The sequence below is a fragment of the Pseudomonas sp. SD17-1 genome (assembly GCF_029201585.1).
Classification (GTDB): domain Bacteria; phylum Pseudomonadota; class Gammaproteobacteria; order Pseudomonadales; family Pseudomonadaceae; genus Aquipseudomonas; species Aquipseudomonas palmensis.
Map to the genome: position 1 here is coordinate 1,672,233 of NZ_CP104044.1, position 10,268 is coordinate 1,682,500.

General features: G+C 57.8%; 7 protein-coding genes, 5 tRNA genes and 1 rRNA gene (1 of these 13 only partly in view). 12 read left to right on the forward strand and 1 reads right to left on the reverse strand.

Features of this window, described 5'->3' with window-relative positions; genetic code table 11:
• Positions 1-71 precede the first annotated feature (71 nt).
• The 8 genes from alaS to mgtE all read left to right on the forward strand — a co-directional run bounded on the left by alaS (position 72) and on the right by mgtE (position 6,868).
• Positions 72-2,690 carry an alanine--tRNA ligase gene (alaS, locus tag N0B28_RS07620; RefSeq protein WP_043860295.1) on the forward strand — a complete coding sequence of 873 codons (2,619 nt, stop codon included), beginning with the start codon at positions 72-74 and terminating at the stop codon, positions 2,688-2,690.
• Positions 2,691-2,780: 90 nt separating this feature from the next.
• Positions 2,781-4,016, forward strand: a complete 1,236-nt coding sequence (locus N0B28_RS07625; RefSeq protein ID WP_043860296.1) for an aspartate kinase — start codon at positions 2,781-2,783, stop codon at positions 4,014-4,016.
• Between the two features lie 182 nt (positions 4,017-4,198).
• A complete protein-coding gene (csrA, locus tag N0B28_RS07630) occupies positions 4,199-4,387 on the forward strand; it encodes a carbon storage regulator CsrA (RefSeq protein WP_010226667.1) in 189 nt (62 codons plus the stop codon).
• A 72-nt stretch (positions 4,388-4,459) separates the two neighbouring features.
• Positions 4,460-4,550: transfer RNA gene (locus N0B28_RS07635), tRNA-Ser, on the forward strand.
• A 108-nt stretch (positions 4,551-4,658) separates the two neighbouring features.
• A tRNA-Arg gene (locus N0B28_RS07640) sits at positions 4,659-4,735 on the forward strand.
• 77 nt (positions 4,736-4,812) lie between these two features.
• Positions 4,813-4,889 (forward strand) — tRNA-Arg (locus N0B28_RS07645).
• A 77-nt stretch (positions 4,890-4,966) separates the two neighbouring features.
• A tRNA-Arg gene (locus N0B28_RS07650) sits at positions 4,967-5,043 on the forward strand.
• Positions 5,044-5,425: 382 nt separating this feature from the next.
• A complete protein-coding gene (gene mgtE / locus N0B28_RS07655) occupies positions 5,426-6,868 on the forward strand; it encodes a magnesium transporter (RefSeq protein WP_043860297.1) in 1,443 nt (480 codons plus the stop codon).
• A 56-nt stretch (positions 6,869-6,924) separates the two neighbouring features.
• On the opposite strand, the gene N0B28_RS07660 is transcribed toward mgtE, so the two are convergent.
• The gene (locus tag N0B28_RS07660) at positions 6,925-7,251 is read right to left on the reverse strand and encodes an Arc family DNA-binding protein (protein WP_003254499.1); all 327 of its coding nucleotides are present in this window, start codon (positions 7,249-7,251) and stop codon (positions 6,925-6,927) included.
• Positions 7,252-7,595: 344 nt separating this feature from the next.
• Here N0B28_RS07660 and phnN point away from each other — a divergent pair, with 344 nt between their 5' ends.
• The 4 genes from phnN to N0B28_RS07680 form a co-directional block, all read left to right on the forward strand.
• Positions 7,596-8,186 (forward strand): phosphonate metabolism protein/1,5-bisphosphokinase (PRPP-forming) PhnN, encoded by a 591-nt coding sequence (phnN, locus tag N0B28_RS07665; protein WP_116053201.1) that lies wholly within the window; start codon positions 7,596-7,598, stop codon positions 8,184-8,186.
• 109 nt (positions 8,187-8,295) lie between these two features.
• Positions 8,296-8,372, forward strand: a tRNA-Arg gene (locus N0B28_RS07670).
• A 228-nt stretch (positions 8,373-8,600) separates the two neighbouring features.
• A complete protein-coding gene (locus N0B28_RS07675) occupies positions 8,601-9,029 on the forward strand; it encodes a GNAT family N-acetyltransferase (RefSeq protein ID WP_054916581.1) in 429 nt (142 codons plus the stop codon).
• A gap of 525 nt (positions 9,030-9,554) precedes the next feature.
• A 16S ribosomal RNA gene (locus tag N0B28_RS07680) occupies positions 9,555-10,268 on the forward strand (it continues 823 nt past the right edge of the window).

Below are 10,268 nucleotides of genomic sequence, written 5' to 3' on the forward strand. Positions count from 1 at the left end.
CTCGATATAATGCGGCCCTTTGCCGTCGTTTCGTCAATTTGACGCAGGCCGCCGTTTCCGTGGAAGAACCTATGAAAAGCGCAGAAATCCGTGAAGCCTTCCTTCGCTTCTTCGAAGAGCAGGGCCATACCCGAGTTGCCTCCAGCTCCTTGATCCCGGGCAACGACCCGACCCTGCTGTTCACCAACGCGGGGATGAACCAGTTCAAGGACTGCTTCCTTGGCCAGGAAAAGCGCGCGTACACCCGCGCCACCAGCAGCCAGAAGTGCGTGCGCGCCGGCGGCAAGAACAGCGACCTGGAAAACGTCGGGTATACCGCGCGTCACCATACGTTCTTCGAAATGCTGGGCAACTTCAGTTTCGGCGACTATTTCAAGCGTGATGCCATCACCTACGCCTGGACCTTCCTCACCGGCGTGCTGCAACTGCCCAAGGAAAAGCTCTGGGTCACCGTGTATGCCACCGATGACGAGGCCTACGACATCTGGACCCAGCACATCGGTGTGCCGGCCGAGCGCATGGTGCGCATTGGCGACAACAAGGGCGCGCCCTACGCCTCGGACAACTTCTGGACCATGGGTGATACCGGCCCGTGCGGCCCCTGCACCGAGATCTTCTATGACCACGGCGCCGACATCTGGGGTGGCCCGCCAGGCTCGCCGGAAGAAGACGGTGACCGTTACATCGAGATCTGGAACAACGTCTTCATGCAGTTCAATCGCACTGCCGACGGCGTGCTGCACCCGCTGCCTGCACCGTCGGTGGACACCGGCATGGGCCTGGAGCGCATTAGTGCGGTGATGCAGCATGTGCATTCGAACTATGAAATCGACCTGTTCAAGAACCTGCTGAGCGCTTCGGCTGCCGCCATCGGCTGCAGCAACGAAGACCAGTCGTCGCTCAAGGTAGTGTCGGACCACATTCGTTCGTGCAGCTTCCTGATTGCTGATGGCGTGCTGCCTTCCAACGAAGGCCGTGGCTACGTGCTGCGTCGCATCATTCGTCGCGCCTGCCGTCACGGCAACAAGCTCGGTGCCACCGGCAGCTTCTTCTACAAGATCGTTGCGGCGCTGGTTGCCGAGATGGGCGAGGCGTTCCCGGAACTCAAGCAGCAGCAGGCCAACATCGAGCGCGTGCTCAAGGCCGAGGAAGAGCAGTTTGCCAAGACCCTGGAGCAGGGCCTGAAGATCCTCGAGCAGGACCTGGCCGAACTCAAGGGCAGCGTGGTGCCCGGTGACGTGGTGTTCAAACTGTATGACACCTACGGTTTCCCGATGGACCTGACGGCCGACATCGCCCGTGAGCGCAGCCTGACCATCGACGAAGTCGGTTTCGAGCGCGAGATGGAGGCGCAGCGTGAGCGCGCGCGTTCGGCCAGCGCCTTCGGCCTGGACTACAACACCCTGGTCAAGGTCGATGTGGCCACCGAATTCACCGGTTATGCCACCACCGAAGGCGCTGCCAGCGTCGTTGCACTGTACAAGGACGGCAAGGCCGTCGAGCAGCTGGGTGAAGGCGAGGAGGGTGTGGTGATCCTCGATCGCACGCCGTTCTACGCCGAGTCCGGCGGCCAGGTGGGTGACTGCGGGTACCTGCAGGCCGGTGCCGTCCGCTTCGATGTCCGTGACACCACCAAGACCGGCGGTGCCTTCCTGCACCACGGTGTGGTTGCCAGCGGCAAGCTGAGCGTCGGTGCCCAGGTTGAAACCCGGGTCGATGCGCAGGTTCGTCATGCCACCTCGCTCAATCACTCGGCCACCCACCTGCTGCACGCGGCATTGCGTCAGGTGCTGGGCGAGCACGTACAACAGAAAGGCTCGCTGGTCGACAGCCAGCGCCTGCGTTTTGACTTCAGCCATTTCGAGGCGGTCAAGCCAGAGCAGCTCAAGGCGCTGGAAGACATCGTCAACCGCGAAGTGCGCAACAACACCGAGGTCATGACCGAAGAGACCGACATCGAGACTGCCAAGCAGAAGGGCGCCATGGCGCTGTTCGGCGAGAAGTATGGCGACAGCGTGCGCGTGCTGAGCATGGGCGGTGATTTCTCCGTCGAGCTGTGCGGCGGCATCCATGCCAAGCGCACCGGCGATATCGGTCTGCTCAAGATCATCAGCGAAGGCGGTGTGGCCTCCGGGGTGCGTCGTATCGAAGCGGTCACTGGCGCCGCCGCACTGGCCTACCTGAACGCTGCCGAAGAGCAGCTCAAGGAAGCTGCCCAGCTGGTCAAGGGCAGCCGCGAGAACCTGGTCGACAAGCTGTCGGCGGTGCTCGAGCGCAACCGTCAGCTGGAAAAGCAATTGGAGCAACTGCAGGCCAAAGCTGCCAGTGCTGCCGGCGATGACCTGTCTGCCAGCGCAGTCGACGTCAAGGGCGTCAAAGTGCTGGCCGCACGTCTGGACGGGCAGGACGGCAAAGCCTTGCTGGCCCTGGTCGACCAGTTGAAGAACAAACTCGGCCGCGCAGTGATCCTGCTCGGCAGTGTCCACGAAGAAAAGGTCGTACTGGTCGCAGGCGTGACCAAGGACCTGACCGGCCAACTCAAAGCCGGTGATCTGATGAAGCAAGCCGCTGCAGCGGTGGGCGGCAAAGGCGGTGGTCGTCCGGACATGGCGCAAGGCGGTGGCGTGGATGCCGCAGCGCTGGACGGTGCACTGGCTCTGACCGTGCCATTCGTAGAACAGGGTGTCTGAAGCGCCCGGTGGCCCGCCATCCGATGGCGGGCCCTGGCGTTGGGTAATTGTGTTTATTGGGTGCCCTTCACGGGCTGAGGCGGCTTTGAAATGGCGTTGATCGTACAGAAATTTGGCGGCACCTCGGTGGGCACGGTCGAGCGCATCGAACAGGTTGCCGACAAGGTGAAGAAGTTCCGCGAGGCTGGCGACGACCTGGTAGTCGTGCTGTCGGCAATGAGCGGGGAAACCAATCGTCTGATCGAGCTGGCGAGGCAAATCAGCGATCAGCCGGTTCCGCGCGAGCTGGACGTGATCGTGTCCACCGGCGAGCAGGTGACCATCGCGTTGCTGGCCATGGCGCTGATCAAGCGGGGCGTGCCTGCGGTGTCCTACACCGGCAACCAGGTGCGTATTCTCACCGACAGTGCGCACAACAAGGCGCGCATCCTGCAGATCGATGATCAGAAGATTCGTGCCGACCTCAAGGCAGGTCGCGTGGTCGTGGTAGCCGGTTTCCAGGGCGTTGACGAGCACGGCAGCATCACCACGCTGGGGCGTGGCGGTTCCGATACCACCGGCGTGGCCCTGGCGGCTGCATTGAAGGCTGACGAGTGCCAGATCTACACCGACGTCGATGGTGTCTATACCACCGACCCGCGCGTGGTGTCCCAGGCGCAGCGGCTGGACAAGATCACTTTCGAAGAGATGCTGGAAATGGCCAGCCTCGGGTCCAAGGTGCTGCAGATTCGGGCCGTGGAGTTTGCCGGAAAGTACAACGTACCGCTGCGTGTACTGCACAGTTTTCAGGAGGGTCCGGGTACCCTCATTACTATTGATGAAGAGGAATCCATGGAACAGCCGATCATTTCCGGCATCGCCTTCAATCGCGATGAAGCCAAGCTGACCATTCGCGGTGTGCCGGATACCCCGGGCGTGGCATTCGGGATTCTGGGCCCCATCAGTGCAGCCAATATCGAAGTCGACATGATCGTGCAGAACGTTTCGCACGATAACACCACCGACTTCACCTTCACCGTACACCGCAACGATTACGAAAAGGCGCAGAAGGTACTGGGTGAAACCGCCCTGAAGCTCAATGCCCGCGAAGTGGTGGGTGATACCAAGATCGCCAAGGTATCGATCGTGGGTGTGGGCATGCGCTCGCATGCGGGCGTTGCCAGCCGCATGTTCGAATCGCTGGCCAAGGAGAGCATCAACATCCAGATGATCTCCACTTCGGAAATCAAGGTGTCGGTGGTTATCGAAGAGAAGTACCTGGAACTGGCTGTGCGTGCCTTGCACACCGCTTTCGAACTCGACGCGCCTTCCCGTCAGGGCGAGTAAGCGTTGTGCTCACTGGGGCGCGGCCTGGCCGCGCCCTTCGTGTTTTTGAACGGCACAAGAAACCTGTGGGTTGTCGGGTGTCGGTCAACGTTCAGGCGTAGGTCCGCCGCTGTTCTGGCGGCGGGTTGAAGCCCTTTTTTGCAGACTGTTATCCCTGAACTGAATTGCGTGAGGAGAAAGGTATGTTGATTCTGACTCGTCGGTGCGCAGAGAGCCTGATAATTGGCGACGGCGAAATCACCGTGACCGTGCTCGGCGTGAAAGGAAACCAGGTACGGATTGGGGTGAACGCGCCCAAGGAAGTGGCCGTGCACCGTGAGGAAATCTACCTGCGGATCAAGAAAGAGAAGGACGAAGAACCAACCCATTAATTTTTATCGATATTTTTTCAAAAAAGGGTTTGCAAACGGGGAAGGCTCTGGTTATTATACGCCCCGTGTTGCGGAGAGGTGGCCGAGTGGCCGAAGGCGCTCCCCTGCTAAGGGAGTATACCTCACAAGGGTATCGGGGGTTCGAATCCCCCCTTCTCCGCCATTATTCATGTAGGGCGCTGTAATCTTGCTTGAATCGCTAAGTAGTTGAAATTAAACGAAAAAGTGGTTGGCAAATCGATTAAGCGGTCTATAATGCGCGGCAACAAATGCACTCGTAGCTCAGCTGGATAGAGTACTCGGCTACGAACCGAGCGGTCACAGGTTCGAATCCTGTCGAGTGCACCATACGACGAAGTAGTTTCCAGTCTGGAAGTTGCCTCAGTTTCAACCAGAGGTGATCTGGTCCATCAAGTACCAACCATGCACTCGTAGCTCAGCTGGATAGAGTACTCGGCTACGAACCGAGCGGTCACAGGTTCGAATCCTGTCGAGTGCACCATACGACGAAGCAGTTTCCAGTCTGGAAGTTGTTTCAGCTTCAACCAGAGGTGATCTGGTCTATCAAGCGCCAACCCTGCACTCGTAGCTCAGCTGGATAGAGTACTCGGCTACGAACCGAGCGGTCACAGGTTCGAATCCTGTCGAGTGCACCATACAACAGAAGGCCCGCTTTTAAGCGGGCCTTCTGCTTTTCGGCTTTTCACTTTTCCGTAAGGCGCGATGAATAAACTGTCATCGATGCGTTTACCGGCCTCTGCTAACTTTTGCGTCTTCAATGTGTTCTTTGGGGTGTGCCAGCCGTCGCACTGTCAGAGCTGTACGTTGTCACAGCTTTATCTCGCAAGCGATTGTTCTGGCCAATATTTTCAGTCCGAGCAGCCCAAGCCGTGTATGATTGCGCCCGTCAGCTCCGCCGGGGCTTGTGGAATACCACCATGGACTTACCCAGTAGTTACTCAATAGCTTGTTTTGCCAATCACGATCTGACTGATTGATTCTCCTGGCGTGCTCCGCTGCTGGGAGTGGAGTACGCGTATGACCGAAAGTGAAGTAAAAAAATCGCAAGAAAGCCTGCAGGATCGCCTGGCCCAGGTGGTCGAATTGCTGCAGCGCCAACGAGTGGTCGAAGACCTGACACATCGTCAGGAAGGGCACCATAACGATCGGGTCGAAAATCTCGTACACCGCCAGAATCTGGTCGAGCTGCAACGCAAGCTCGATGATCTGCACTCCGCTGACGTTGCCTACATTCTCGAAGCCCTGCCGCTGGATGATCGTCTGACGGTCTGGCAACTGGTCAAGGCCGAGCGTGATGGTGACATCCTGCTTGAGGTATCCGATTCGGTTCGGGAAACCCTGATCGCCGACATGGACGATCACGAGCTGCTTGCCGCTGCCAAGGAGATGGACGCCGACGAGCTGGCCGACCTTGCGCCGGAGCTGCCGCGCGACGTCGTGCATGAGCTGATGGAAACCCTCGATGCCCAGCAGCGTGAGCGCGTACGCTCCGCGTTGAGCTATGACGAGGACCAGGTCGGTGCCTTGATGGACTTCGAGATGGTGACCATCCGCGAGGACGTCAGCCTTGAGGTGGTGTTGCGTTACCTGCGCCGGCTCAAGGAGCTGCCAAGCCATACCGACAAACTGTTCGTGGTCGATTACGACGGCAAGCTCAAGGGTGTGTTGCCCATCAAGCGGCTGCTGGTGAACGACCCCGACAAGCAGGTTGCCGAGGTGATGGCCAGTGACCCGGTCAGTTTTCATCCCGATGAAGACGCCTACGATGCGGCACAGGCCTTTGAGCGCTATGACCTGATTTCGGCACCGGTGGTGGACAAGAGCGATCGCCTGATCGGCCGTTTGACCATCGACGAAATGGTCGACCTGATCCGTGAGGAAAGCGAGAACGAAGTCCTCAACATGGCGGGTCTGCGTGAGGAGGAAGACATCTTCGCCTCGGTCTGGCGTTCGCTTCGCAACCGTTGGGCATGGCTGGCAATCAACCTGATCACGGCCTTTGTCGCTTCGCGAGTGATCGGCCTGTTCGAGGGGTCGATCGAGAAGCTGGTGGCGTTGGCTGCACTGATGCCCATCGTGGCCGGTATCGGGGGCAACTCCGGCAACCAGACCATTACCATGATCGTACGTGCCATGGCGCTCGATCAGGTCAGCCCGGGCAATACTGCGCGATTGATGCGCAAGGAGCTTGCGGTGGCCTTGATCAATGGCCTGGTGTGGGGGGGCGTGATCGGCGTTGTGGCCTACCTGCTCTATGGCAGCTGGTCGCTGGGGGTAGTGATGACTGCGGCGATGACCCTGAACCTGCTGTTGGCGGCCCTGATGGGCGTTCTTATCCCGATGACGCTTGCTCGAATGGGGCGCGATCCTGCGATGGGCGCAAGTGTGATGATCACTGCCATGACCGACAGTGGCGGGTTCTTCATCTTCCTGGGCCTTGCTACGATCTTCTTGCTGTAAAAAGGCAAGGCATAAAAAAAGCCAGCGAAAGCTGGCTTTTTTGTGCGTGGGTGGAATCAGGAAGCGTCTGCGGCCATCTCGACGTCATGGGCGATCAGTGCGACCAGAGCATTTTGCTGGCGATGGGACAGCTGGCGGAAGCGTTGCAGCAGTTCACGTTCGTGCAGTGACAGCTCTGGGCTGTCCAGGCGCATGCTCAGCTCGTCGCCCAGTGCACCTTCCTGAATAAGGCTCTGCTCCAGGCGTGCAATGATCTCGGAGTTCATGCTGCGGTGGTGGTTACGCGCAACCTCGGCAATGCGCTCACGCATTCCGTCTGGCAGGCGGACGACAAATTTGTCAGCGGTGCGGCTTGAGTAGATAGCCTGTTTCATTGGGCGCATATAATTGACCGGTTTAGTTCAGGGGGAAGCGGTTCTCGAAATCGGCCGCACGATGAGTGTTACGACCATCGTTAAGACAAAATGTTCAACCTGGAGTACGAATGAGGTCTTCATCATGCCTCAGTGTCGCCAGTTACTTGGCGTCAATTCTGTGACAAATATTGAACTGGGTAAAGGCGTTATGCCAGTACCAATTATCAGAAATGCGCACTGGTTTGAAAAGTTTTCATTTGGCGCTCGGCCTGGCCACCTCGGCGGCTCGACTTTTCATCACCGGCAAAGGCGCAAAGACCGTGCAATGCGCCTAAAATGCGCGAGCTTTCCTTTCTCTGAGCATAGTGGCTATGCAGTATGACGCAAGCGACGTTCCCTTGGCGGGGGCGGGCAGGGTGATCTATTTGATGGGGCCGTCCGGTGCCGGCAAGGACAGTCTTCTGGATGCGGCGCGTGAGCTTTTGCTGGCAAGCCAGGTGCGCATTCCTAAGCGTGTCATCACTCGCTCCGCCGAGGCGGTGGGGGAGGACGCAGTCGCCGTATCGGTCCAGCAGTACGAGCAGATGGCTGACCGTGGCGAATTTGCCCTGCAGTGGCGCGCCAATGGGTTGGCTTATGGGGTTCCTGCTTATATAGATGCGTGGCTTGCCGAAGGCTGGCACGTGATGGTCAACGGGTCGCGCGCGCACCTGCCGGTGGCGCAGGCGAAGTACCCGGACCTGTTGCCCATATTGCTTTGTGTGAATCCGCAGGTATTGCGCGGGCGATTGCTTCAACGGGGCAGGGAGGGGCAGCACGAGATCGAGCAGCGAATGGCGCGCAACCAACAGTCCATGACACAGGTTGATGATCGGGTCCGGCGGGTGGACAACTCGACCAGTCTTGACGATGCAGTGCGCCGCCTGCTGATGGTTTTGCAGGAGGCAGGCGTACGTGCCTGAGGCTGGAAACCACCTACTGGTAAAAAGCGCAGAGACGACATGACAAATCCTGGCTCGCTGGGTAACATGCTCGCCGTTCCGTATGGCGGGCCATGTACGCCAGACGCATGTCTCAGTAGCTCAATTGGATAGAGCATCCCCCTCCTAAGGGGAAGGTTGCAGGTTCGAACCCTGCCTGGGACACCATCCTTCGTTCGAGGGCTGGCTGCTTCCTGCGCTTTACCTTCTCTTCTTCTGCTCCATCCATCCCTCCTCGTTTCTGCGCATGATTCGCTACCTTGGCTGACGTTCGTGCTGCCCCCTGGCGAGCCTCCTTCTACCTGTGAACCCGAATTCCGATTTAACATCCGCTGCGAGCCGGCGCCTGCAGGCTCGCAGCGTACTCATGTAGTCCAATGCCGCACAGGAGAGCTTATGACAGATGCCCCTTACCGATTCACCCTGGGCGCTGACGCCGATGCCATGGCAGTGGTGCGTGAAGGGCTGCGCCGCTTCAACATCGAACAGATCGGCCCTTACACCTATGAAGATTTCCAGCTGTATGCCCGCGATGGCGGGGGCCAGGTGAGAGGTGGGCTGTTCGGTCATTTCGCAATGGGTTGGCTCTATATCGACTACTTCTGGTTGAGCGATGCCGCACGCGGTCATGGGTTGGGCAGCGAACTGCTGATGCGAGCCGAAGAGGAGGCGCGGGCGCGGGGCTGCACCGGTTTGTTTCTTTATACCTATAGCTTCCAGGCCCCTGACTTCTACCAGAAGCAGGGATACCACATCATGGGGATGCTGGAGGATTGCCCGCCTGGTTATCAGCGCTACTACCTGAAAAAGACGCTTCAGTCTTGAAATGCTCATGCTGACCTATGTGCCGAGGTTATTTTGAAATAAACCCTTGACGCACAATTTAATCTCTCTATAATTCGCCCCACTTCCGGCGCAGTCGGAGCGAAAAACTCCTTGAATATCAACGAGTTGGACGTTTCAGGTCAGGCTGGAGGTGCTTCGATCGAAAGATCGGCAGCGGTGAAAAAGGTGGTTGACAGCAGGTTGTAACGCTGTAGAATTCGCCTCCCGCTACGAGAGATCGAGGCGAGTCAAGTGTTTGAAGTGAAACGAAAAACTTCAAAATAAACGCTTGACAGACTCTGGGGAAAGCGTAGAATGCGCGCCTCGGTTGAGACGAAAAGTTCTTGACCAACCGCTCTTTAACAACTGAATCAAGCAATTCGTGTGGGTGCTTGTGAGCTCAGACTGATAGTCAGAAAGATTATCAGCATCACAAGTGGCTGCGCGAAAATCGAAAGATTTGAAAGTAAGTCATTTGAGAATGCTGAGCCAAGTTTAGGGTTTTCTCAAAACCCAAGCAGTATTGAACTGAAGAGTTTGATCATGGCTCAGATTGAACGCTGGCGGCAGGCCTAACACATGCAAGTCGAGCGGATGAGAAGAGCTTGCTCTTCGATTCAGCGGCGGACGGGTGAGTAATACCTAGGAATCTGCCTGGTAGTGGGGGACAACGTTTCGAAAGGAACGCTAATACCGCATACGTCCTACGGGAGAAAGCAGGGGACCTTCGGGCCTTGCGCTATCAGATGAGCCTAGGTCGGATTAGCTAGTTGGTGAGGTAATGGCTCACCAAGGCTACGATCCGTAACTGGTCTGAGAGGATGATCAGTCACACTGGAACTGAGACACGGTCCAGACTCCTACGGGAGGCAGCAGTGGGGAATATTGGACAATGGGCGAAAGCCTGATCCAGCCATGCCGCGTGTGTGAAGAAGGTCTTCGGATTGTAAAGCACTTTAAGTTGGGAGGAAGGGCAGTAAGCGAATACCTTGCTGTTTTGACGTTACCGACAGAATAAGCACCGGCTAACTCTGTGCCAGCAGCCGCGGTAATACAGAGGGTGCAAGCGTTAATCGGAATTACTGGGCGTAAAGCGCGCGTAGGTGGTTCGTTAAGTTGGATGTGAAATCCCCGGGCTCAACCTGGGAACTGCATCCAAAACTGGCGAGCTAGAGTAGGGCAGAGGGTGGTGGAATTTCCTGTGTAGCGGTGAAATGCGTAGATATAGGAAGGAACACC